Source organism: Desulfovibrio oxyclinae DSM 11498 (genome assembly GCF_000375485.1).
Classification (GTDB): Bacteria; Desulfobacterota; Desulfovibrionia; order Desulfovibrionales; family Desulfovibrionaceae; genus Pseudodesulfovibrio; species Pseudodesulfovibrio oxyclinae.
This window is the reverse complement of the sequence record NZ_AQXE01000001.1, coordinates 410,996-433,925: the sequence shown is the minus strand read 5'-3', so window position 1 is coordinate 433,925 and position 22,930 is coordinate 410,996. Positions and strand designations below refer to the sequence as shown.

Here is a 22,930-nt window from a genome sequence, read left to right as displayed (position 1 = left end):
GCTCACGGCGGGGCTTTTTTCTGTCCTCTTTCAGTCCCTCCGGCGTTGTAGAACAAACCCAGATAGTGAAGCCAACATATTACCTAAATAGAGGTAGGGAACAAAAAAGGCCCGAAGCAAACGCTTCGGGCCTTCTTATTGCGAGTGACCGATCCGGCTAGGATTCGGTGCTGTAGTTGAGCTTCCGCTCCTGGGGGAAGACCGGCAGGTAACGGTAGGACAGGCTCAGCACGAGGAAGCCGTAGGCGACGATCATGATGGAGGAAGCCCACTCAACCCAGTTCGGGTAGTAGACGAACCATTCGTCGAACGGCATGGCCGGGAATGCGAGGGTCTGAACCGTGAAGACGTAACGGTTGATGGTCACGCCGATGCAGTTGAGAATCGCAGCGGTGTAGAGCAGCGAGGGCTTGTTGCGGATCGAAGGAACGATCAGCATGATGGCCGGAACCACGCCGCAGAGGATGATCTCGGTGAAGAGCATCCACTTGCCGTAAGCAAGGCCGTAGAACATCTGATCGAAGGTCAGACCGACGGAGGGCAGGTAGCCCACAGCCCAGGCGTAGGTGTCCAGGATCTTGAAGAACATGTACACGCAGAGCATGGAGCCGGCGATTTTGCCCATCAGGGCTTTGACCTTGTATTCAACGAGCTTCTTGCCGGTCAGTTTTTCCATGAAGGTGCAGACCAGAACGGTGAAAACCGGACCGGAGGCAACCGCGGAAATGACGAACAGGAAGAAGGTCCACGGCCAGATGAAGAAACCGTCGCGGAAGGCGTAGGGACGACCGATCAGGACACCGTACATGCCGCCCAGAGAGCCCTGGTGGAACGTGGACAGGAATGTGCCGATACCGGCAAACAGCGCCATGTTCACGTGGAAGTTGTGGGCCAGAGCATGGAGGAACGGAATCTTGTTCAGCTGCTTCTGCTCAAGGATCAGCGGGATGTACTCGATGATCAGCACGGTGCAGTAGCAGGTGATGCAGAAGATAACTTCCGTCAGCATGGAGTGGACGTTGGGATGCCAGTAGCCGAACCAGGCCCGGCCGGGCTGCCCGATGTCCAGAGTGAGCACCAGCATGGCGCCCGAGTAGCAGATGAAGCCAACGATAACCGTGAGGTTGATGATCTTTTCAAGCTGCTTGATTTTAAGGATGTATTTGAGGAATCCGGTGAAAAAGGCACCGGCGCCCAAAGCGATGACCGCGAGGTCAAACGTAATCCAGAGTCCGAATCCGAAGTAGTTGTCCAGTCCGGTGGTGCCGATTCCGTTGTAGAGCACGAGCACGGCTGCGTAGACGCCCCAGAGGAAGAAGGCCGTGATGACTGCCATCCAAACGGCGAACTTGCCAAAAGAGCAACGCTGGACACCTTCAGGGAAGAGTTTGCTATCCATTTTGGTGACCTCCCTTAGTGCTTGGCCTTGGCGGCGTGGTTGTCACCCTGCATGCGCACCCATTCGCGTTTGCTCATGTAGTAGACCTGCGGATCGAGGCCGAGCTTTTCGAGCAGACGGAAAGAGTACGGGCTCTTGGCCAGCTGGTGAACCTTGTGATCGGGATTGTTCAGATCGCCGAAGACGATGGCGCCGGACGGACAGATCTCGGCACAGGCCGGGATGTAAGCGTCTTCCGCCAGCTTCTCGGGATCTTCACCGTTCAACCGGGCTTCTTCCTTGGCGTTCATGAAACGGGTGTGGCAGAAGTTGCACTTTTCGACCACGCCACGCGGGCGAACGGAAGCATCCGGGCTGAGGACCTTATCCATGCCTTCCGGCCAGAGCGGATCCCACCAGTTGAAGTACCGTGCGTGATACGGGCAGGCAGCCATGCAGTACCGGCAGCCGATGCAGCGCGGGTAGATTTGGCTGACGATGCCGCCCTCTTCGTTCTTGTCGGTCGCGATGACCGGACAAACAGGCACGCAGGCCGGGTTGCCGCACTGCATGCAGGGGCGCGGCAGGTAGGCCACTTCGTGGTTGGGGAACTTCTCCCCGTTGGACAGCTCATATACGGTCATCCAGGTCAGGGTACGCAGCTTGTTGGAAGCGTCGTCCCTGTCCTTGGTGATGGACTGAAGGTAGTTATACGGATCTTTCTTGGTCATGGGGGCGATGTTGTTCTCGACCTGACAACCGACCATGCACGCGCCGCAGCCCGTACATTTGTCGATGTCAATGACCATCCCCCATTTGATTTTGAATTCTTTTGTCTGCATGACGGTTCCCCCTACAGTTTGGTGACGTTCACGGTGGAACCGTTCCAGACGGACGCGCCGGTGGCGGCCTCAGAAGTCACCGTGAGGATCTTGTAGACATTATCACCCTTGCCTTTCGAGAACTCGTCGCCGACGGTATGTCCGAAGCCGAACGGAGCGGCAACCACTCCGGGCAGGACACCCTCGTAGATGTGGACCAGAGCTTCGGCGCTGCCGGTGCCTCCGGCCATCTTGATCTTGGAGCCCTCCCCGACACCGATCTTGCGAGCGGTGGCGGAGTTCATCATCACGACCATGGTGTCGCCGATGATCTGATTCCTGCTGACCACGCAGGGAGCGTTGGGCGTGGTGGCCTGACGGTCCGTGCCGACGGTAAGCATGGTGTAAGGGGCAAGAGCGACCGCGCCGGTTCCACGAACAGGAGCGGCGGCCTTGGCCAGAGTCCTGGCGGCGAGGCTCGGTCCGTTCTGCTCGGCGACGGCTTCGGTTTCGAAGGACGGAACGCCGAAGTAGTCGTCCCACTCGGCGCCGATCATTTCGGCCTTGGCCATGAGCACTTCGGAGAAGCTCTCCACGCCGAGTCCGGAACCGGCTGCGTCAGCGAGCTTCAGCACGATGTCCGCCGGAGCCATGGAGTCGAACGCGGGGTCGGTCACCGGGACGCTGGCGGTGTAAACCGCGCTGGATACGCCGTACGGAGTCTGCAGATCGTCGAAACGCTCGTAGGGGTGCGCGGCGGGCAGAATCAAGTCTGCAGCAGCAGCGGTCTCGTTCATTTCAGTGGCAATCGCGACCATGAATCCGGCTTTGACCTCGACGGGGAGGGAATAGACCGGGTTGCAGTCGGCGGTGATAAGCACATCGGGATTGGCGCCCTTGGCGAACCAGCTGACGACATCCTTCTCGTACGTTTCGGCCGGAGTCATCGCACCTTCCACCACCAGCGGGAATTCCGCCACGGTGGTCATGCCGCCCTTGCGGTTGAGGTTGCCCAGAAGCATGTTCAGGGCAAACGCCGCCGCGTGCGCCGCCACCGAATTCCCGGAGGGAATAACGACGGGGCGGGATGCGGCTCGAAGCTGCTTGGCTGCGGAAGCCATGGAAGCGGCCGGCACCTTGATGGCGGCTTCGACCTTGGAAGGATTGAAGTCCTTCATAACCATGGTCTTGAACGCGTTGAAGTCAGAAGCGTCGGCGGTCATGCCCGTCTGCAGCAGGGTGTGGGCAACGCCCAGCATGAAGGCTGCCTCGCCTTCGGGAGCCAGCGGAATCCATTCGTCGCAAACCGAAGCAGTGTTCTGCTGGGACGGTCCGGCGAAGATATACTTGCAGGACGGCTTCTCGCCCATCGGACGAGCGTCGGAGAATGCCTTCTGGTTCCAGACGGTCGGTCCCCAGGATTCAAAGGCGTCGGCTCCGACGAGAAGCGCGAGGTCGGCATTCGGCAGATCGTAACCGATCTGGCCATTGCCACCCATGAGGCCGTTCCAGGCGCGGCTTGCAGCCTGATTGGAACCGGGCAGTTTGAAGAAGTCGTCGCTTCCCGCGCCCTTGACGAATGCGGAATAGACTTCATTGGCGGTGCCGGTAAGGTCGCCGGAGATGAATCCGACGCTGTTGCCGGCAGCCTGAAGCTTGCCGGTGAGCGCGTCCATGGCTTCATCCCAGGATACGGCCTTGTGCGAACCGTCGGCGCCCTTGACCATGGGCGTCTTGATGCGGTTCGGGCTGCGCATCAGCTGGACCCCGTTGGAGCACATGGGGCAGATACCGCCGCGGCTCAAGGGGTTTTCCGGATTGCCTTCGGTTCCGAAGGCTTTTCCTGCCACGGTGCGCACATTCACGGCACAACCGGAATTACAGATTTTCGAAACGGTGGGCCTGTCGGTCTTCTCACCGTATTTGAGCGTGGGAATCCACGGCCAGTTCTGTGTCCAGATGGACACGTCATCAAGAAGTTTCCACACCACCGGCGTGAAGAGGATGCCGACGGTGCCTCCAGTGATCAGCTGGATAAAAGCTCTGCGATCAAAACCCATTGCAGCACCCCTCATTATTTATGACATACGTAACAGGCATTGCTCTGGCCCATCTGGGCATGGCAACGCTCGCACTGCCACATCTTCATGGTCATCTTGCTGTAACCGCTGATGATGTTCCGCTCAAACGGCGGCGGCGTGTCGTTGGTGGCGATTCCCTTCACATGGCAGAGGTCGCAGTTCTGCTCCGAATCCTCAAGTTCCTCGATGGGCGTAACGGTGACGCCGTCGAGGTCCATTTCCGACTCCTTCAACTCGGCGATGCTGATGTCGCGATGCGCAACATGCGAGTAGAAGACGTTGTCGGGCTGGTACTGGTAATTGATCCAGGGAACCTGTTTGCCGGGAATCGCATACTTGACCAGGTACTCCAGTTCGGCTTTGCGATCTTCCTCGTCTCCGCTCAGGACAAGCCAGGTGAGATCTTCCGGCATTTCCTCTTCGCTGAGATCGAGAACCTTTTCGTAGTCGTCACCGACCTTGTCCTTGATGGCCTGCATGACACCCTCGGGGTCATCGACCATATGGCACTGGGCACACTGCTCGTTGCTCGGGAAACCGGCGTAGGAGCCGTCATCCCGGAAATAGTGGCAGCTGTCACAGTACATCCCCTGTCCCTCCACGTGCACCTGATGGCTGAACCTGACCGGCTGTTCCACTTCAGTGTAGAACAGCGGCGGAATCACGGCCCAGCCAATGATGCAGCTAAGAAGGAAGCCGATGAAGAACGGAAGGACTCCACCACACCGTTTCGATGCTTTTCTTTCCTCCATAACCTCGCCCCATCACTCCTAATGTTTTTGTGAAAAAAACGCACAAATTAACTACGCATGCATACGGCACATCTCTTTTGTGTGTCAAGACATAATGAATATTTTCACTATCTCTCGTAGGACAAAAAAGACTGCAATTTCAGGACGAAAAAGCACTACCCCTCTTTGCGGGGCTTCACCCTGCCGTACACGTCGTCGAAGCGGACGATGTCGTCCTCTTCCAGATACGGACCGCTTTGAATTTCGATGATTTCCAGCGGCACACGCCCCGGATTCCCAAGCCTGTGCTGGGACGCCTTGGGGATGTCCACCGTCTGGTTTTCCACGAGCAGAAGCGGCTCGTGGTCGATCTCCACGCGCGCCGTACCCTTGATGACCGCCCAGTGCTCGCTGCGATGATGATGCATCTGCGAACTCAGGTTGGCCCCGGGGGTCACCACCAGACGCTTGATCTTGTAGTTGTCCCCTTCCTCCAGCACGATGTAGCTGCCCCACGGCCTGTGAACCATGGGATGGCTCTCGACGAGCTGGCTCCCCTGCATCTTGAGCCGGTCCACCAGCTCCTTGACACGCTGCACCTTGGGCAGCGGGCAGGAGAGCGTGGCGTCGCGGGTCTGCACCATGATCATGTCGCGAAGCCCGACCACCGCAAGCTTGCCACCCTTGGAAATGAGCAGGCAGTTCTCGCAGTCCATGGCCAGGACATCGCCCTGAATCACGTTGCCGTCGGCATCTTTGTCACCAAGGCGGTACATTGCCTCCCAGCTGCCGAGGTCGTCCCATCCGAAGTTCGCGGCCACCACGGCAATGTTGTCGATATGCTCGACGATGCCATAGTCCACCGAAACGTCGGGCAGTTTTCCGTACCCATCCACAAGCGGCCGCTCTTCCCGTGCCAGCCACCAGTCCCAGAGAACGGGCTGGTGTCTTGCAACCGCCCGTAGGAACTGACGGCAGTCGAAAAGAAACATGCCGCTGTTCCAGAGATGGCTGCCATCGGCCACGAAACGCTGCGCGGTCTCGAAGTCAGGCTTCTCCACGAAGCCTTCCACGGTATAGGTGTTGTCGCCCAGAGGCTCACCAACCGTGATGTACCCATACCCCGTTTCCGGCTTGACGGCCTTGACGCCGAACGTGACAAAGTGGCCCTGGGATGCCAGCTCGCTGCCGCCTTCGACGGCGTGCCCCCATTTCTCGGCGTCACGCACCAGATGGTCGGAGGGGAAAACCGCCACCTGCTTTTCTCCGTCCCCTTCAAGAACCTTTTCCAGAGCAAGCATGATCGCCGGAAGCGTGTTGCGTCCCATGGGCTCGGCCAGAACATGGCCATCGAGCTCCTTGGCAACGGACGTCACCTGCTTGCGGACCTCGAAAACATGATCCTCATTGGTGACGATCCAGATCCGCTCCGGCGGAAAAACGGTTGCGACGCGTTCGACGGTCTGCTGCAGCAGGGTCGTCTCGCCATCCAATGCCATGAGCTGCTTGGGCAGCAGGTTTCGCGACAACGGCCAGAGCCGGGTCCCGGACCCGCCAGCCAGTATCACCGCATGGCACTCGGGGCGTTCGCCCGTCTTTTCGCCCACGGATTCCTGTTCGGTCATGCTTTCTCCTCGTAGCTGAAGGGGGATTCGAAATCGGTCATTCCCGGCAGCTCCCGGTCTTTGGCGGAAAGGATCGGCCCTTCCTCGCCAAAGGCGTTCTGCCAGTCCACGGCAAGCTGCGGATCGTCCCAGGCGATGCCGCCTTCGAGATCGGGAGCGTAGGGAGCGTCCACCTTATACATGAAATGGGTGCCGGGCTCCAAAACGGCGTAGGCATGGCCAAACCCCTTGGGGATGAACATCCTGCGCTGATTTCTGCCACTGAGTTCTCCGGTGAAGGTTCGCCCATAGGTGGGAGACCCTACCCGGAGATCTACGACCACATCGAGTACTTTGCCCGCAACAACCCAGACCAGTTTGGCCTGCGCCGCCGGAGGGCGCTGAAAATGGAATCCCCTGAGAACGCCCGGTTCGGCCGAGAATGCATGGTTGTCCTGGATGAAATCGGCGTTCACGCCCACCGCCCGGAATCGTTCCCGGTTGTAGGATTCCAAAAAGAACCCTCTCTGGTCGGCAAAAACGCGCGGTTCGATCACCAGAAGGCCCGGCAGGCCGGTTTCAATGACGTTCAGCAAATCGATTTCCTTTTTCATGCGGTGAACACTGTGCTCTCAATTATCCGAGATCAGGATGGATAACAACCCCGTGGAGAGCAATCCCTGCATGGAAAAAGACATTTCCGCATACCCAGTTCACATTCGGAGTATGCTCTGTTAATGAGTGCGGAACGCGTCACCGTGAAACCCCGGAAAGTGAAATGAATTTTCTCGATATACTGCTCGTTCTGGCTTTCGGCCTGCTGGTTGCCCGCGGCTTTTTCCGCGGGTTCGTCCGCGAGGCCATAGCTCTGGCGTCCATATTTCTGGCCTTTGCAGTGGCCTCCCGCTACCACGACGTGCTTGCGCCGCATCTGAGCGTATACATCTCCAACGAAGCGACCATCCGGGGCATCAGCTACGTCGCCGTGTTCGTGGGTGTCCTTGTGGCCTGCTGGCTCATCGCGCGCCTGCTTCGCGAAATGCTGGAGATCGCCCTGCTCGGCTGGCTCGACCGCATTGCTGGAGCATTTTTCGGAATGCTCGAAGGGGCCGTGGTCGTGATGATGACCCTGTTGGTACTGAACTCGTTTTTCGAGGACTCCGACTTTCTCCGGGAATCCGCAGTGGCGCCACGCGCACAGCCTGTCATCGCGTACACCATGCATCTCGCGCCGGAATCCCTCAAGGAAACCCTGCGTCAAAGAGGGCTCGTGGTGCCGGAATCCTCCGAGCAACCTGAGATCATGCCGGATCACCCCGAGGGTGAGGGCATCATCGAAGGCACCGTGACCAACCCGCAAAACAACTGATACGGAGCGATTTCATGTCTGAACGCACTTTCGACGACGGAGCCGAGGCTCTGGCGGAACTTCGCGACGTCCTGAACTCCCTGCTCGGGCCGGAAGGCTGCCCGTGGGATAAGGACCAGACTCCTGCCAGTCTCTGCGACTACCTTGCCGAAGAAACCTTCGAACTCATCGAAGGCATCCGAGCAGGTGACACCCGGGAAACCATGGAGGAGATGGGCGACGTCCTGTTCATCCTCCTTTTCATGAACACCCTTCACGAACAGAGCGGCGATTTTTCCATGTCTGACGCCCTGCGGCACAGTGCCGCCAAGATGATCCGCCGCCACCCGCACGTCTTCGGCAAAAAGCGCTTCGACACGCAGGAACAGCTCTGGGACAATTGGGAAAAGACCAAGAAGCAGGAAAAGGAATCAGAAGGCAGCAAAGGCGTATTCGACTCCCTGCCCAAAGGGCTTCCGCCGCTGCTTCGCTCATACCGCATCAACTCCAAAGCTGCCCGCAACGGCTTTACATGGGACAGCGACGAAGAAGTGCAGCGCCAATACGAGTCGGAATGGACGGAATGGCAGCAAGCCCTTGAAGCCGGCGACACCGACGCATCCGAAAAGGAGTTCGGCGACCTGCTTTTCACCCTCGTCGAACTCGGTCGCCGTAAGGGCATCAAGGCCAACGCGGCTCTCGATTTCGCCAACCAGAAATTTCTACGACGCTTCGCTCAAATGGAAAAAATGGCCGAAGAACGCGGCCAATCCTTGGACGATATGGACCTTGATGCCATGAACCAACTCTGGGACGAGGCCAAACAGTCCGAATAGGCGTTACGAAAAGAGCCTTTTCAATAGCCAGTATACGGCGAATCCCGCGCCGATGCCTCCGTAGAGCAACATTCACGGCGGGCATCCGGTGCGCATTTTTTTGGCCACCAACCACGCAGCACCGCCACCGGCTATCACAGCAGCGATCATCAAAAAAACTTCGGGCATTGAAACAACTCTCTTTTTCCTGTCTTCGAATCCTTTTTATCAGCCCCACCTAAAGATATCACGAAAAAATCCGATCATACGGATAAGCGTCCATTCCGTCCTGCGGCCGGAGGAGGCACCGCCTATGAGCATAATGATTGACGGCGGCCTCGGGCTGAATCAGGACAAGCAGTTGTTCGGTGCCCGGGTCGTCAGCAAGACGCTGGACTACCTGAACAATTCGGGCGGCTCCATGATGGGGCCCGCCCCGTTCGACAAACAGACCTTCGGTGCCGCAGTGGTCTCCGGGACCCTCGACACCATGAATGCCGGAAACTCGATGCAGGAACGCATGTCCCAGAGTTTCGGCTTTCAAAAAAGCGTGCTTTCATCCGCACTCAATCCCGTGGGTGCGCTGACTGACAAAATCGGCTGACACGTCGGAATGGACGCATCGCCAAAAGCCCCCGCCCGGGGGCTTTTGTCCGTTCGGACAGGGCCATGGATCACCCTTTCCATCCAGCAACGGCACATAATTGCACAAGGTTGACGCAACCCCGACATTCTGATTCTGTCGGTCCGCCATGAAAATAAACACCCCCTCTCCCACGACACTTCGAAGAATAATCCAATCCGCTTTCGCAGCATACTGTCTCTTCATCGGCTGGCGCTTTCACGCCTTTTTACAATGGGCCGCCGGAAACAGCCCAGAAGCAGCCCGCCCCGCTTCCGTGGAAGCGTTTCTGCCGATCAGCGCCCTCATGAGCTTCAAGCGCCTGCTCCTGAGCGGCAACTGGGATCCCATCCATCCGGCAGGACTCGCCTTCCTGATCATCGCCCTGCTCATCGCATGGCTCTTTCGCAAAGGCTTCTGTGGCTATATCTGCCCCATCGGCCTGATCTCCAACACCCTCTCTTCCCTCGGGAGCCACCTCGGACTTGACAAAGTCCCGCCAAAACCGGCTGACCGTGCCCTCGGAAGCATCAAATACGCCCTGCTCGGATTTTTTATCTACACGACCTTCGTGGCCATGCCGCTGCCAGCCATTGAGCAGTTCCTGCGCTCACCATACAACATGACAGCCGACGCACGCATGATGCAATTTTTCCTCGACATGAGCGCCACAGCCGCCGTCGTCCTCACCGCACTCGCCATAGCCGGCGTCGTCATCAGAAACTTCTGGTGCCGCTACCTCTGTCCCTATGGCGCCCTGCTCGGACTCGTCTCGCTGCTCAGCCCGCTTTCCATCAACCGGAAGAAAAAACTCTGCATCCACTGTAGCAAATGCACCAAGGCCTGCCCCGGAGCCATCAACGTAGAAGACAAACTGACCGTCAACTCCACCCAATGCATCGGTTGCACCGCCTGCATCGAAGCCTGCCCCGTTGACGGCTGCCTGTCCGTGACCGCAGGCAAAAAGAAACTCCCCTTCTGGAGCATCGCACTCGGAACCGTCGCTCTTTTGCTCATAGGCTACCTCATTGCAGATGCCACCGGACACTGGAACGCCAACCTGCCGGACAACATGGCACGGATGCTATACGGACGCTTCGGCGGATAGGATTTGGACTGCTATTCAAAAGCGGGGTGGACGCATTGCGTCCACCCCGCTTTTTTTTTGCCTCCGGCGGCTCAAGAACCTTTTGCAAAAGGTTCTTAAGAATCTCCAAAATCTTTTGGGTTGCCGAGCCGCGCTTGGGACTTTCCGAAAGCCACAATTTGTTTGCGGCTTGGCGGCTGAGCTGACGGCGATTTTTAAGGGGTGAGGAATATACCGGTACAGGCGACTCCAAGCAGTTCATCCAAGACGTACTGCCCCAATCCCCGTCAGCGGGGTTGCAGTTTGGACGCGACTTAAGCGGCCGCATGAACCCAGCAGCTGCAACCCCGCTGACAACTCAGGGATTCCAAAGGGGGCCCGCCCCTTTGGTCCGCCTGAAAGGCCCGCCGGAGGCAAAAAGGCAGTCCCGCTCGCCTAAGGCCTAATCGTTCCAGCAGTCAGTGACTTCCTGTCGTTTTTCTTCAAGCATCGCTTCTACCTGATCGGGGACGAGCAGATGGATGCTTCTTTGTTTGAGCCAGCGCTCGCGCAGGTAGGATGCTTTGACGTCCAGTCTGGGGATTTCGATAATTCGGATATGGTTGCCGGTGGGCATGATCCATTCGTTTTCCGAGACGCTTTCGGCTTCGGGCCAGGTACGTTTGATATAATCTTCTGCGCGGTCTGCTGCATCCCAACGGCTGACGACGGCGAGATTCGCCATGGAGGGGATCTCCAGTCCGCGGTTCCAGGTCGGGATTTCGAGAAAAGTGGCGGCACCCATAATGAAGTGCAGCTCCGATTCGGGTTTTTCTTCCTGATAGCAGGTAAGGGTATCGCAGGTGAAGGACGGTCCGGATCGTTGACCTTCTATGGGGTTTCCGTTGAGTCCGGGAATATCCTTGACGGAGCGTTCGACCATTTCCATGCGCAGTTCGAAGGGCAGCAGCCGTTTGGCATTTTTATGCGGGGGCTGGCCGGTGGGGACGAGCTCCACCATGTCGAGTTCGAGGGCCTCTCTTGCTTCGATGGCCATGCGAACGTGTCCTATGTGGAGGGGGTTGAAGGTGCCTCCGAGAATGCCGAGCTTCATGGTACTGACTCCTTGTGTGATCTCTTCAGAATTGCAGGATAATACGTCATGAATCTTGCGGCAAGCGTTGAGACGTGAAAAACGGACCGATGCCACAAATGGCACCGGCCCGTAAATGTCGAGAGGGGGCGCTTATTCGCGAATCTGCCAATCGCCGAGCAGGACGAATTTGGCAGAGGTCAGTTCCTTGACGCCCATGGGGCCGTAGGCATGCAGCTTCGAGGTGGAGATGCCGATTTCGGCACCGAGGCCGAGCTGTCCGCCATCGTTAAAGCGGGTCGATGCGTTGGATACGACCAGCGAAGCGTCCACTTCATTAATGAACCGCATGGCATTCGACTGGCTTTCGGTGAGAATGGATTCGGTATGATTGGAACCGTATTCATCAATGAAATCCATAGCCTCTTCCATATCGGAGACAACGCGAACGGCCATTATCAGATCGAGATATTCCTTGCCCCAATCCTCATCGCTAGCGGCTTCGGCGTTCTCGCCCATGAACGGGAGACTCTCGGGGCAGGCCCGGAACTTCACGCCTTTGCCGCCGAGTTGTTCGGCAACTTTCGGCAGAAAATCCCTTGCTACCGAGCGATGCACAAGGAGGCACTCCAGAGCGTTGCAGCCGCTAGGATACTGCATTTTGGCGTTTTCGACGATGGGCAGGGATTTTTCGAGATCCGCGCTTTCGTCCACAAAAATGTGACAGACGCCTTTGTAGTGCTTGAGCACCGGCATCCGTGCCTGTTGCGTGACGGCACGGATGAGGCCTTCGCCGCCGCGCGGGATGACCACGTCAATGTATTCGTCGAGCTTGAGCAGTTCGGATACGGCTTCGCGATCCGTGGTGGCGGGTGCCTGCACGGCATCCTTGGGCAGTCCGGCCTCTTCCAGGGCACGATGCATGAGCTTTACGAGGCAACTGTTGGAATGAAAGGCTTCCGATCCGCCGCGCAGGATGACGGCGTTGCCTGCTTTGAGACAAAGGATTCCTGCATCAACCGTGGCATTGGGGCGGGACTCGTAAATCATGGCGATGACGCCAAGCGGCGTGCGCATACGCCCGACAAGCATTCCGTTGGGGCGCTTGACCATGTTCTCGATTTCCCCCACCGGATCGGACATGGCCGCGACCTCCCTGCAGCCGGCGATCATGGAATTCAGCACCTTGTCGCTGATGGTGAGGCGCTGCGTGCGAGCCTTGTCAAGACCGCGCTCTTCGGCGGCCTGAAGATCTTTGGCGTTGGCCTCGCGAACCACATCCGCCTCGCTCTCCAGCAGATCGGCAAGACGGTCGAGCGCTTCGGCCCTGGCCTTGCCGGAAGAGTTGGCGAGTGTACGGGACGCCTTGCGCGCCTTGCGCCCCATTTCGGTCATTTCATTCTGTATGGTCATGCAAAACCTCCGATGCATTGTATTCTTGAAGGAATACGGGAATGTATTCACCCTTGCCCCCAGCTGTCAAACCGAGGATCATACGGTATGCTTTCACCTGTGCTGAATATGATTTGGAGGAAAACTCATTTGCGAACAAAAGAATCGCCTGCTTCGCTGCAAGCCGAACCTTTCATCAAAAGAATCATGCCAAAGCATCCTGCGTGCAGGGCCGAAAAATGTACCATCATGTCATTTGTGGAATACGCCTTTGCCCTCCATTCGTGCTTATACATGCGGGAGGCTTGATTAAACAGGCTTTTTTCAACAGGTTTCGACGCGGTTATAGACAGGCATGCCCTCTATCTACCATGTTCGGCGAGGCCTGCCAGCATTTGAGGCTTACTTTTTTATCATTTACCCTTTGACTGTTTTTACAATTTTGATTATTTGCAATGAGCGTCCGGGAGCCCAACTCCCGGCGCGTTTTCAATTTGCGTTCAATACCATCTTCGAATCGGAGGAACAGGCTCCCATGAGCGAACACGAAACCAATCAGAGCAACGATTTTTCCACTTCTGAACAAAATGCGTCGGGCGGCATGCATCCGGCCTTTGAAACGGCACTCAAGTACAAGAAGCAGATCCTCATGGGCATCGGTGCCATTCTGGTGCTGGGACTGGTGATCGGCGGCATCCGCTGGCAGCGCGCCAGCGCAGTGAGCAGCGCACAGGAACGCCTTGGCACCATCCTGCTCGAAAACAAGGGCGAAGCGCGCATCACGGCACTGGAAACCATGCTCGAAGACGTCCCTTCCGCCGTTCGTCCGGCAGTGCTCCTCGAACTGGCTGAGACCTGCATGAAGAATGATCTGCATGAAAAGGCCGCCGACTATTATGGACGCCTGTCCGACTCTGACGACGACGCCGTTGCGCTGATCGCCGCGCTCGGTCAGTCCAAGGCCCTTATCATGTCCGGAAAGGCTCAGGAAGCATATGATGTGCTCGACGAAATCGCCGAGGACGCTCCCGAGACCTTCACCGCCGCAGTTTACCGGCAACTCGCTCTCGCAGCCGAGGCAGCCGGAAAGGATGAAGCCGCTCTTGCGGCGTGGGAAAAGCTCATGGAAAAGCCCACCGCCGACAAGAACTTCATTGAATACAAGCTCCAGCAGCTCAACAAGTAAAACGGATCAAGCACGGAGAAAGTCAATGTCGAACCCCCTGCTGACCCAAGCTTCCGGCGATACGCACCTGCTCCTCGGCAACGAGGCCATCGTGCGCGGCGCTGTGGAGGCGGGCATTCAGGTCGTCACATGCTACCCCGGCACCCCTTCCTCGGAGGTCCCGGACACCTTCTTCCGCATTTCCCCGGAAGGTAAGTATTACTTCGAATACTCGGTCAACGAGAAAGTCGCCCTTGAAGTGGGCGGCGGCGCCACACTGGCTGGAGCACTAACCCTGACCACAATGAAGCACGTGGGCGTCAATGTGGCGGCCGACCCGCTCATGACACTGTGCTATACCGGCTCTCCCGGCGGTTTTGTGCTGCTTTCCGCAGACGACCCGGGCTGCCACTCCAGCCAGAACGAACAGGACAACCGCATTTACGCACGCATCGCAGGGATGCCGGTCTTCGAGCCTGCCACTGCGCAGGAAGCCAAGGACATGGCCCGCGACGCGCTGCTCATGTCGAAGAAGCATGAAGCACCCATCCTGCTGCGCACCACCACTCGCGTGAACCACCTGCGCGGCCCGGTGGAATTCGGTCCGGCCTCAGATCCCGGCAAGCCTTCAGGATTCAAAAAGAATCCGTCTCGCTTCGTCCCGATCCCGGCCTTCTCCCGCCGCATGCATCTCGAGCTGCTGGACCGCCTCGACGCTCTGCGCGAAGAAGCGGAGAACAGCCCGTACAACACCATCTCCGGTTCCGGTGAGACCGGCATCATCGCCAGCGGCATCAGCCGGGCCTACGTGTCCGACGCGCTTGAAAACTCCGGCCTCGGCAACCGCGTCAAGGTCTTTGACCTCGGCATGAGCTACCCGCTGCCGGAAAAGATGGCGCTGGATTTCATGAAGGGCATCAAGAAGCTGCTGGTCGTGGAAGAGCTCGAACCCGTGCTTGAAAACGAACTGCGTGCCCTTGCTCAGAAAAATGGTGTGGAAATCGAAATCCTCGGCAAAGGCGAACTGCCGCCGCACGGGGAATTCACGGTGACCATGGTGGAAAACGCCATCCGCTCCGCCGTGGGCGAAGCAGCCGTCGAAGAGTGCGGTTGCGCTGGCGGCGAAGGACTGCCCAACCGTCCGCCGAACCTCTGCGCCGGTTGCCCGCACCGCGGTGCGTACTTCGCCACCCGTCAGGTCTTCGGTGACGACGCCATCTACTCCTCGGACATCGGCTGCTACACTCTCGGTCTGCTTCCACCCCTGTCCTGCGCCGACTTCCTGCTGTGCATGGGCTCATCCGTGTCCGCAGGCGGCGGGGCCGCACTGGCAGCAGGACAGACCGTCGTCGCCTTCATCGGCGACTCCACGTTCTTCCACTCCGGACTGACCGGTCTGGCCAATGCCGTGTTCAACAAGCACGACCTGCTGCTTGTCATTCTGGATAACTACACCACCGCCATGACCGGGCACCAGCCCAACCCGGGTGTACACCAGACCATCCTCGGCGAGAACGACTCGCGCGTGGATCTGGAAAAATCCTGCGAAGGCGTGGGTGTGGAAACCATCCGCAGAGTCAACCCGCTCAACCGCAAAAAGATGACCGCCGCTCTGGAAGAACTCAAGGAAATGAAGGGTGTACGCGTCCTCATCGCCGAAGAGCCCTGCCCGCTGCACACCCGCCGCATCACCCGCAAGGTGAAGCCGCAGGTGGCCTACGTTGCGGAAAGCTGCACCGGACGTTTCGAATGTCTGGACAAGCTGGCCTGCCCCGCCATCTACAAGGACGGCGACAACAAGGCCGCGGTAAACGAGATTCTGTGTTCCGGCTGCATGCTCTGCCTGCAGGTCTGTCCCAACATCAAAGCGAAGAAGAGGGGCTAACATGAGCGATATCAAGCCCATCCGCATATTCATGACCGGTGTCGGCGGACAGGGGACCCTGACCGCCACCACCCTGCTGGCTAACACCGTGCTCTCCCTCGGACTGCCCGTCACCTCCGGGGAAATCCATGGAATGGCCCAGCGCGGCGGCGTGGTTGAGTCCACCGTCCTCATCGGCTGCAAGAGCCCCAAGATCGGACACGGTGAAGCCGACGTGATGCTCGGTTTCGAGCCGACGGAAACCATGCGTGCCCTGCCGTACCTGAAGTCCGGCGGCAGCATCTTCTCCAGCTCGGAATACCTTTTGCCGCTCTCCGTGGCCACCGGCCGCGAAAGCTGTCCCGAGCTCTCCACCATTGAAGAAGCAGTGAAAGCCTGCACCGAGGACTACCTCTTCCTGCCCTGCCAGACGCTGGGCATTGAGGCCGGTGCCGTACAGGCAGGCAACATCGCACTGCTGGGCGCCATGGCCGCTTCCGGCAAGACCCCGATCACCGTGGAGGCGCTTGCGGATACCATCCGCAAGTCCATGAAACCGAAGATTGTAGACGTCAACCTTAAAGCACTCGAACTCGGCGCCGCCAAAAGCGCCTAGCGAGGAACAACATGGCGATTCACCATCAGGATGCGCCCGATGTGGCGTACCTGACTACACTGAAACAGATTCAGGATGTGCTGGGCAGCGAGGCTCCTCTCGAAGAGAGCCTCAACGCCCTGCTCAAGACGCTGGCCGAGGACATGGGCTACGTCAGGGCGTTTCTGGTCATCATGGACCCCAAGTCCGAAAACCTGAAGCTCTCCCTGACGTACAGCCCGGCCATGGCCGACGAAGTGACCTACGCGCCCGGCAAGGGCATCGTGGGCCGCGTTTTCGAGTCGGGAAGCCCTGAAATAGTCCCGCGCATGTCTGACGATCCGGCGTTTCTCAACAAGGCCTTTGGAAGAAGTGAGGAAGAACTCAAGAAGCTCGGCTTCATCTGCGTTCCCGTGCTCAACAGAGCCATGGAGGGGGACGGCACCGAAGTCATCGGCGCACTTTCCGTTGACGTGCCGCTCATCCCCATGGACGACATGGAAGGACACCGGCAGTTTCTCGAAGTGGTCGCTGGGTTCATCGCCTATCACGTTGCCCGGCTTCAGGAAGAAATGGCCATGCAGAATCACATGCTGGCGCAGGGCGTTTCTTCCAGCGGGGAGCCCATCCCCCCGGCAAACTTCGTTGCGGCCAGCAAGGCCATGCGCATGGTTCTGCGTCAGGGAACGCAGGTCGCCCCGAGCCGTGCCACGGTCCTGCTTCGCGGTGAATCCGGCACTGGTAAGGAATTGCTGGCCGAGTTCATCCACTCCGCCAGCCCGCGCGGCGACAAGCCGCTGATCAAGCTCAACTGCGCGGCCCTGCCGTCGGAGCTGATCGAGTCCGAACTGTTCGGCCATCAAAAGGGCGCATTTACCGGAGCATTCCAGACCAAGCGCGGCCTTTTCGAGATAGCGGATCAGGGAACCCTGTTCCTCGACGAAATCGGCGAGCTTTCCCTCGACGCGCAGGCCAAGGTGCTTCGCGCCATTCAGGAAAAGGAAATACAGCGGGTGGGCAGCGAGCAGACCATCACGGTAGACGTCCGCCTGATCTGCGCCACCCACCAGCCGTTGGAAGAGCTGCTTGAAAAAGGCATGTTCCGGGAAGACCTCTATTACCGCATCAACGTGTTTCCGGTCTTCATACCGCCCCTCAAGGAACGCCGCGAGGATATCCTTCCGTTATCCGAACACTTCCTCATGGATTTCACGAGGGAGTACAACAAGCAGGTCAAACGCATCTCCACCCCGGCCATCGAGTTGCTGACCATGTATCATTGGCCCGGCAACGTACGTGAGCTGCGAAACTGCATGGAACGCGCCGTGCTGCTCTGTGAAGAGGAAGTCATACGCACGTATCACCTGCCTCCCACACTGCAGACTGCCGAAAGCTCGGCCACCGGCACCAACCTCAGCTTCGGCGAGGCGGTTGCAAAATTCGAGCAGGAGCTGCTCGTTGATTCGCTGAAGAAAACCGGGGGCAACATGCTCCAGTCCGCAAGAGACCTTCGGGTGTCGTACAGGATCGTCAACTACAAGGTCAAAAAGTACGGCATCGACGTCAAGCGATTCTCCGGAAGCAAATCCAAACGCAAGCGCAAAGGCGTTACTCAGGAATAACGAAAGCCCCCTGCCTCGGCAGGGGGTTTTTATTTGACCTGAACCACCTGCATGCGTAGGCTTATAGACAACTCGATACTGATGTAAAACGATTACTATTAATTCTGCACTGGTCAATCAATGAAACGAATACTCACCGTGGTCTCCATAGTATTCATACTGGCTTCAAATGCAGCGGCCAAAGAATATGTCATGGTTTTCGGAGCCAGCTACCCTCCCTTTTACTGGATGTCGCAAACCGACACCACGGAAGCCAAGGGACACGGCATGTTTATCGATCTGCTTCAAGCGTTTCGCAAAGAGCACCCGGAAATTGACTTACGCATGGTCAGTTTGCCGCGCAAACGCATGGATGCCTGGATAGATGACGGACGGGCACAGGCGTTCTCTCTCAGTTCTCCTCTGTTCTTTACCCCTCGCGAGCGTCAGAACTATGCATTTTCACCGACGATTTGGACCACTTCAGACCATCTTGTGGTTCCAAGAGATTCAAAAATCAGCTCGACGGATCTTGAAGGGCTCCGCGGAAAAACCATCGGATTCCTCCATGGCAATGACTATTCATATCTGGACACGGCTGCAGAGGAAGGTCTTTTCCGCCAATATTACGCCATCTACTCACACACTCTTTTGCAAATGATGCATCACGGCCGCCTGGACGCAGTGGTCATCAACCGCCACTCGCTTCCTTACCACCTCAGACGCGCCGGACTCGGCAAAGAGGATGTCCGGGTTCTTCCAGACCCGCTGTACGAATTCGATCTTTCCATTCTCGTGCAGAAAAACCAGCAGCGGCTCCTCGACAAACTTGACCGCTTTATTCTCGAAAGCCGGCGCAACGGACTGCTGAAGAAGCTGGAACGGGAATGGGACACATTCGGCTACACCATCACCGCCCCAAAGCAGACCGCGAATCACATCCTCGAGAAGTGATTATAACGTGCTTCATATTGACCGCCCACATGGGTGTGGTAAGTAAATACTGTTCCGAAGTTTCCGCACCACTCTTCGGGATTGACGAGAGAACATTCTCCGTTACCTCACCCCTCAAGATGTGGCGGCCCTCCCGGGGTCGCCACAGCCATTTCTGCCGTAAAACACGCCGCACTTTACTTCCCGACATAAATCACTATTCTTCCAGCCGTACCGTCAAGGTCGAGGAAGGAACACGAATTGAACAAAAAAACCGCCTCAGGACTGCTTTCCGCTCTGGCCGCATTCACCGGCTGGGGTCTGCTGCCCGTCTACTGGAAATCCGTCCAGTCCGTCTGGCCCGTCGAGATACTCTGCCACCGCATCGTCTGGTCCATGGTTTTCGTGGCCCTCGTCATCACCCTTCAGGGACGCTGGCGGGAAACGCTCGAACCGTTCTCCAAGCCGCGTGTTTTCGGCGTGTGTTGCCTGACTGGTTGCCTCATCGGCTGCAACTGGCTGATTTATATCTGGGCCGTCAATACCGACCGTATTCTGGAAACCAGCCTCGGCTACTACATGACACCGCTCATGAACGTGCTGCTGGGGTTCGTCTTCCTGCGTGAAAGATTGCGGCCAATGCAGATTCTGGCGGTAACCATCGCCGCCATCGGCGTGCTCTGGTCCCTCATCGGGTACGGCGAACTGCCATGGATCGGACTAACGCTGGCGATTTCCTTCGGCTTCTACGGCCTGTTGCGCAAAACCGCCTCCGTCAACTCCATCCCCGGCCTGTTCATAGAGACCGCTGTACTCACCCCGCTGGCCGGAGGATTTCTGCTCTGGCTGGGCTGGAACGGGGAAGCGTCCTTCCTGAACTCCGGGTGGCGCATCGACCTGCTGCTCATTGGCGCCGGAGCGGCCACTTCCCTGCCGCTCATGGGTTTTGCCAATGGCGCCCGCAAGCTGAATCTTGCAACGCTCGGCATCCTGCAATACCTCGCACCGAGTCTTGCCTTCGTCGTTGGGGCCTTTGTCTACGACGAACCGCTGACGACCAATACCATTATCACGTTCCTGTGCATCTGGACCGCTCTGGCGGTATACACGTTCGACAGCATCCGGCGGTTGCGACGGGCCCAGAGAATAGCGAACGGAAAAGGAGTGGCCTGATGGAACCCAGAATCATCGTCCATGGCGGCGCATGGGATATTCCCGATGAACACGTTTCCGAGCACGTCAAAGGCGTTCACCATGCAGTCGAAACGGTCGCTCCGCTTCTCAGACAAGGCATGACCGCTCTTGAAGCCGTGGAACGCGCCGTGAATCTGCTGGAAGAAGATCCGACATTCGATGCCGGACGCGGGGCCTTCCTGAACGCAGAAGGAAATATCGAGTTGGATGCCATGATCATGGACGGAGAGTCGCTCGATTTCGGCTGCGTGGCTGCCATGCGCAACCTGCTGCATCCCGTCTCCGTGGCAAGAAAGGTTATGGATTCAAAGGATTTTCGTTTTCTTGTCGGCGAGGGTGCCATGCGCTTTGCCATGAACAACGGTTTTAGGGAACTCCCGCCCGAGGAACTGCTGACGGAACGGGAGCTCACATTCTTTCATTCCATCAAGAACGACCAGTCCTTCAGCCAGATCGAAGCCTTCTCCGGACGTTCCGACACGGTCGGCGCCGTGGCGCTGGATGAAAACGGCAACCTCGCGTGCGCCACAAGCACCGGCGGAACACCGCGCAAGCACCCCGGCCGCGTGGGCGACTCCCCCGTGATCGGATCCGGCGGTTATGCGGACAATGAAACCGGCGCGGCATCATCCACCGGCTACGGGGAAACCATCATGCGCGTTGTGCTTTGCAAAACAGCCTTCGACCTGATCCCGGACCGGGGTCCAGCCGAGGCCGCAAACCGGGCCCTTGAAATCCTGCACAGGAAAGGAAAAGGGTACGGCGGGCTCATTTGCATATCGCCGGAAGGCAATTACGGATTTGCGCACAACACGCCGAGAATGGCCTATGCCTTGGCGCAAGGGCACGACGTACGGGCCGACATCAGCGTAAAATGATTTCCTGCGAATTTTTCGAGCCGTCAAACTTGCCAAGCGGCCGAAAATGACGTATTGACCCCCGACTTCAATATCACACATCCCTCGGTGTCCGGGTGCCCCGCGATCGGGGTTCGGAAGAGGGATGGAGGAAAAAAACCTGGAGGAACTATGTCTTACGTTACTATGAAACAGATGCTGGAGACCGGTGTTCACTTCGGTCACCAGACCCGCCGCTGGAACCCGAAAATGCGTCCGTACATCTTCGGCTCCCGCAACGGCATCCACATCATGGACCTGCAGCAGACCGTCAAACTCTACCGCAAGGCCCATGACTTCATTTCCGACACCGTCGCCAACGGCGGCAAGGTGCTCTTCATCGGCACCAAGCGCCAGGCTCAGGATTCCATCAAGCAGGAAGCCGAGCGCGCCGGAATGTTCTACCTGACCAACCGCTGGATGGGCGGCACCCTGACCAACTTCCAGACCATCAAGCGCTCCATCGACCGCCTGAAGAACCTGGAAACCATGTTCGAAGACGGCTCCATCAACAAGTTCCCCAAAAAGGAAATCGTGAAGATGAGCCGCGAAGTGAACAAGCTGAACCTGTCCCTGGGCGGTATCAAGGACATGACCGAGCCCCCGGCGGCAGCCTTCATCATCGATCCCAAGCGCGAGCACATTGCCGTCAAGGAATGCCGCTGCCTCGGCATCCCTATAGTCGCCGTTACCGACTCCAACTGCGACCCCGACCTGATCGACTACGTGATTCCGGGCAACGATGACGCCATCCGCGCCATCAAGCTCTTCTCCACCCACATGGCCGAAGCCTGCATCGAAGGCGCCGCCCGTGCCAAGGACGGCGGCGACAAGGAAGAAGCTGTGGAAAAAGTTGAAGAAAAGGCCGAAGCCTAAGGCTAGGCTTTCCAGGAGGAATTGAGATATGTCTATTACCGCTTCCATGGTCAAAGACCTGCGCGAGAAAACCGGCGCAGGAATGATGGACTGCAAGAAAGCTCTGGTCGAGTCCGACGGTGACGAAGAAAAGGCCATCATCTACCTGCGCGAGAAAGGTCTCGCCAAGGCCGCCAAGAAGGCCGGCCGCGCCACCTCCGAAGGTCGCATCGGTTCCTACGTGAGCGCCGACGGCAAGCACGCCGTGCTCGTGGAACTCAAGTGCGAAACCGACTTCGTGGCCAAGAACGAAGAATTCCAGGCTTTTGCCGATGCTCTGGCTGAAAAGGTCGCTGGTCTCGACGTGACCGCCGGTAATGCCGAAGACCTGCCCGAAGACATGGTAGACGTCGCCGACCTCATCGCCAAGCTGGGCGAGAACATGCAGGTCGGCCGCTTCGCCAAGCTGAACGCCGACGGCGTGATCGGTCTGTACATCCACTCCAACGGCAAGATCGGCACTCTCGTGTCCATCAACGGCTCCGACAACGCGGAAGCCGCCAAGGACGTGGCCATGCAGGTCGCCGCCGCCAACCCGGTGTGCACCACCCCCGATCAGCTCCCGCAGGACAACATCGACAAGGAAAAGGCCATCTACCTGAAGCAGGCCATGGACGAAGGCAAGCCCGAAGAGATTGCCGAAAAGATCGTCATGGGCCGCATCAACAAGTACTACAAGGAAGTCTGCCTTGTGGAGCAGCCCTTCATCAAGGAAGACAAGAAGAGCGTCAAACAATACCTGAAGGACGCAGGCGCCGGCACAGTCGGTGACTTTGTCCGACTCGAACTCGGGGATGACGCCGAAGACTAGGAAAA

At 58.0% G+C, this 22,930-nt stretch carries 21 protein-coding genes; 13 read left to right on the top strand and 8 right to left on the bottom strand.

All coding sequences use genetic code 11. The features are described 5' to 3' along the window. Positions 1-157 precede the first annotated feature (157 nt). The 6 genes from qrcD to rfbC form a co-directional block, all read right to left on the bottom strand. Positions 158-1,399, bottom strand: coding sequence for a menaquinone reductase integral membrane subunit QrcD (qrcD, locus tag B149_RS0102250; protein WP_018123534.1), 1,242 nt, complete (start codon positions 1,397-1,399; stop codon positions 158-160). A 14-nt stretch (positions 1,400-1,413) separates the two neighbouring features. Further along, the gene (gene qrcC / locus B149_RS0102245) at positions 1,414-2,220 is read right to left on the bottom strand and encodes a menaquinone reductase iron-sulfur cluster-binding subunit QrcC (RefSeq protein WP_018123533.1); all 807 of its coding nucleotides are present in this window, start codon (positions 2,218-2,220) and stop codon (positions 1,414-1,416) included. 11 nt (positions 2,221-2,231) lie between these two features. After that, entirely contained in the window at positions 2,232-4,259 is a 2,028-nt protein-coding gene (qrcB, locus tag B149_RS0102240) for a menaquinone reductase molybdopterin-binding-like subunit QrcB (protein ID WP_018123532.1), read from the bottom strand. 14 nt (positions 4,260-4,273) lie between these two features. Beyond that, positions 4,274-5,032, bottom strand: coding sequence for a cytochrome c3 family protein (locus B149_RS0102235; RefSeq protein WP_018123531.1), 759 nt, complete (start codon positions 5,030-5,032; stop codon positions 4,274-4,276). A gap of 155 nt (positions 5,033-5,187) precedes the next feature. Beyond that, positions 5,188-6,636 (bottom strand): mannose-1-phosphate guanylyltransferase/mannose-6-phosphate isomerase, encoded by a 1,449-nt coding sequence (locus tag B149_RS0102230; protein WP_018123530.1) that lies wholly within the window; start codon positions 6,634-6,636, stop codon positions 5,188-5,190. Further along, the gene (gene rfbC / locus B149_RS0102225; protein WP_026167401.1) at positions 6,633-7,208 is read right to left on the bottom strand and encodes a dTDP-4-dehydrorhamnose 3,5-epimerase; all 576 of its coding nucleotides are present in this window, start codon (positions 7,206-7,208) and stop codon (positions 6,633-6,635) included. Before rfbC ends, B149_RS0102230 begins: the two co-directional genes overlap by 4 nt. 185 nt (positions 7,209-7,393) lie before the next feature. Between rfbC and B149_RS0102220 the strand changes: the two genes are divergently transcribed. The 4 genes from B149_RS0102220 to B149_RS0102205 all read left to right on the top strand — a co-directional run bounded on the left by B149_RS0102220 (position 7,394) and on the right by B149_RS0102205 (position 10,508). Further along, positions 7,394-7,984, top strand: a complete 591-nt coding sequence (locus tag B149_RS0102220; protein ID WP_018123528.1) for a CvpA family protein — start codon at positions 7,394-7,396, stop codon at positions 7,982-7,984. Between the two features lie 14 nt (positions 7,985-7,998). After that, on the top strand, positions 7,999-8,799 hold the full coding sequence (gene mazG / locus B149_RS0102215) for a nucleoside triphosphate pyrophosphohydrolase (RefSeq protein WP_018123527.1): 801 nt from the start codon (positions 7,999-8,001) through the stop codon (positions 8,797-8,799). 292 nt (positions 8,800-9,091) lie between these two features. Next, positions 9,092-9,382, top strand: a complete 291-nt coding sequence (locus B149_RS0102210) for a hypothetical protein (protein WP_018123526.1) — start codon at positions 9,092-9,094, stop codon at positions 9,380-9,382. A gap of 148 nt (positions 9,383-9,530) precedes the next feature. Beyond that, positions 9,531-10,508, top strand: coding sequence for a 4Fe-4S binding protein (locus B149_RS0102205; RefSeq protein ID WP_026167399.1), 978 nt, complete (start codon positions 9,531-9,533; stop codon positions 10,506-10,508). 421 nt (positions 10,509-10,929) lie between these two features. Here the strand turns inward: B149_RS0102205 and nadD are convergent, their stop codons facing one another. Both nadD and B149_RS0102195 read right to left on the bottom strand, forming a co-directional pair. Then, positions 10,930-11,580, bottom strand: a complete 651-nt coding sequence (nadD, locus tag B149_RS0102200; protein WP_018123524.1) for a nicotinate (nicotinamide) nucleotide adenylyltransferase — start codon at positions 11,578-11,580, stop codon at positions 10,930-10,932. Positions 11,581-11,712: 132 nt separating this feature from the next. Continuing rightward, complete coding sequence (locus B149_RS0102195) at positions 11,713-12,972, bottom strand: glutamate-5-semialdehyde dehydrogenase (protein WP_018123523.1); 1,260 nt, start codon at positions 12,970-12,972, stop codon at positions 11,713-11,715. A gap of 514 nt (positions 12,973-13,486) precedes the next feature. On the opposite strand from B149_RS0102195, the gene B149_RS0102190 reads away from it, so the two are divergent. The 9 genes from B149_RS0102190 (at position 13,487) to tsf (ending at position 22,925) form a co-directional block, all read left to right on the top strand. Beyond that, positions 13,487-14,137 carry a YfgM family protein gene (locus B149_RS0102190; RefSeq protein WP_018123522.1) on the top strand — a complete coding sequence of 217 codons (651 nt, stop codon included), beginning with the start codon at positions 13,487-13,489 and terminating at the stop codon, positions 14,135-14,137. Positions 14,138-14,162: 25 nt separating this feature from the next. Then, entirely contained in the window at positions 14,163-16,001 is a 1,839-nt protein-coding gene (iorA, locus tag B149_RS0102185; protein WP_018123521.1) for an indolepyruvate ferredoxin oxidoreductase subunit alpha, read from the top strand. Between the two features lies 1 nt (position 16,002). Continuing rightward, positions 16,003-16,596, top strand: a complete 594-nt coding sequence (locus B149_RS0102180; RefSeq protein ID WP_018123520.1) for an indolepyruvate oxidoreductase subunit beta — start codon at positions 16,003-16,005, stop codon at positions 16,594-16,596. Positions 16,597-16,607: 11 nt separating this feature from the next. Next, positions 16,608-18,197 carry a sigma-54-dependent Fis family transcriptional regulator gene (locus B149_RS0102175; RefSeq protein ID WP_018123519.1) on the top strand — a complete coding sequence of 530 codons (1,590 nt, stop codon included), beginning with the start codon at positions 16,608-16,610 and terminating at the stop codon, positions 18,195-18,197. 120 nt (positions 18,198-18,317) lie between these two features. Further along, positions 18,318-19,130, top strand: a complete 813-nt coding sequence (locus tag B149_RS0102170; protein WP_018123518.1) for a substrate-binding periplasmic protein — start codon at positions 18,318-18,320, stop codon at positions 19,128-19,130. Positions 19,131-19,370: 240 nt separating this feature from the next. Continuing rightward, positions 19,371-20,282 carry an EamA family transporter RarD gene (rarD, locus tag B149_RS16205; RefSeq protein WP_018123517.1) on the top strand — a complete coding sequence of 304 codons (912 nt, stop codon included), beginning with the start codon at positions 19,371-19,373 and terminating at the stop codon, positions 20,280-20,282. Beyond that, positions 20,282-21,181: an isoaspartyl peptidase/L-asparaginase gene (locus tag B149_RS0102160; protein ID WP_018123516.1), complete on the top strand. Its 900-nt coding sequence runs from the start codon at positions 20,282-20,284 to the stop codon at positions 21,179-21,181. The genes rarD and B149_RS0102160 overlap by 1 nt, the downstream gene beginning before the upstream one ends. Before the next feature lie 150 nt (positions 21,182-21,331). Beyond that, the gene (gene rpsB / locus B149_RS0102155; protein WP_026167397.1) at positions 21,332-22,075 is read left to right on the top strand and encodes a 30S ribosomal protein S2; all 744 of its coding nucleotides are present in this window, start codon (positions 21,332-21,334) and stop codon (positions 22,073-22,075) included. Between the two features lie 28 nt (positions 22,076-22,103). Further along, the gene (tsf, locus tag B149_RS0102150; protein WP_018123514.1) at positions 22,104-22,925 is read left to right on the top strand and encodes a translation elongation factor Ts; all 822 of its coding nucleotides are present in this window, start codon (positions 22,104-22,106) and stop codon (positions 22,923-22,925) included. The last annotated feature ends 5 nt before the right edge of the window (positions 22,926-22,930 follow it).

Coding starts and splice junctions, on each gene's coding strand:
- qrcD (WP_018123534.1), bottom strand. CDS start 1,399: ATGGATAGCAAACTCTTCCCTGAAGGTGTCCAGCGTTGCTCTTTTGGC.
- qrcC (WP_018123533.1), bottom strand. CDS start 2,220: ATGCAGACAAAAGAATTCAAAATCAAATGGGGGATGGTCATTGACATC.
- qrcB (WP_018123532.1), bottom strand. CDS start 4,259: ATGGGTTTTGATCGCAGAGCTTTTATCCAGCTGATCACTGGAGGCACC.
- B149_RS0102235 (WP_018123531.1), bottom strand. CDS start 5,032: ATGGAGGAAAGAAAAGCATCGAAACGGTGTGGTGGAGTCCTTCCGTTC.
- B149_RS0102230 (WP_018123530.1), bottom strand. CDS start 6,636: ATGACCGAACAGGAATCCGTGGGCGAAAAGACGGGCGAACGCCCCGAG.
- B149_RS0102220 (WP_018123528.1), top strand. CDS start 7,394: ATGAATTTTCTCGATATACTGCTCGTTCTGGCTTTCGGCCTGCTGGTT.
- mazG (WP_018123527.1), top strand. CDS start 7,999: ATGTCTGAACGCACTTTCGACGACGGAGCCGAGGCTCTGGCGGAACTT.
- B149_RS0102210 (WP_018123526.1), top strand. CDS start 9,092: ATGAGCATAATGATTGACGGCGGCCTCGGGCTGAATCAGGACAAGCAG.
- B149_RS0102205 (WP_026167399.1), top strand. CDS start 9,531: ATGAAAATAAACACCCCCTCTCCCACGACACTTCGAAGAATAATCCAA.
- nadD (WP_018123524.1), bottom strand. CDS start 11,580: ATGAAGCTCGGCATTCTCGGAGGCACCTTCAACCCCCTCCACATAGGA.
- B149_RS0102195 (WP_018123523.1), bottom strand. CDS start 12,972: ATGACCATACAGAATGAAATGACCGAAATGGGGCGCAAGGCGCGCAAG.
- B149_RS0102190 (WP_018123522.1), top strand. CDS start 13,487: ATGAGCGAACACGAAACCAATCAGAGCAACGATTTTTCCACTTCTGAA.
- iorA (WP_018123521.1), top strand. CDS start 14,163: ATGTCGAACCCCCTGCTGACCCAAGCTTCCGGCGATACGCACCTGCTC.
- B149_RS0102180 (WP_018123520.1), top strand. CDS start 16,003: ATGAGCGATATCAAGCCCATCCGCATATTCATGACCGGTGTCGGCGGA.
- B149_RS0102175 (WP_018123519.1), top strand. CDS start 16,608: ATGGCGATTCACCATCAGGATGCGCCCGATGTGGCGTACCTGACTACA.
- B149_RS0102170 (WP_018123518.1), top strand. CDS start 18,318: ATGAAACGAATACTCACCGTGGTCTCCATAGTATTCATACTGGCTTCA.
- B149_RS0102160 (WP_018123516.1), top strand. CDS start 20,282: ATGGAACCCAGAATCATCGTCCATGGCGGCGCATGGGATATTCCCGAT.
- rpsB (WP_026167397.1), top strand. CDS start 21,332: ATGTCTTACGTTACTATGAAACAGATGCTGGAGACCGGTGTTCACTTC.
- tsf (WP_018123514.1), top strand. CDS start 22,104: ATGTCTATTACCGCTTCCATGGTCAAAGACCTGCGCGAGAAAACCGGC.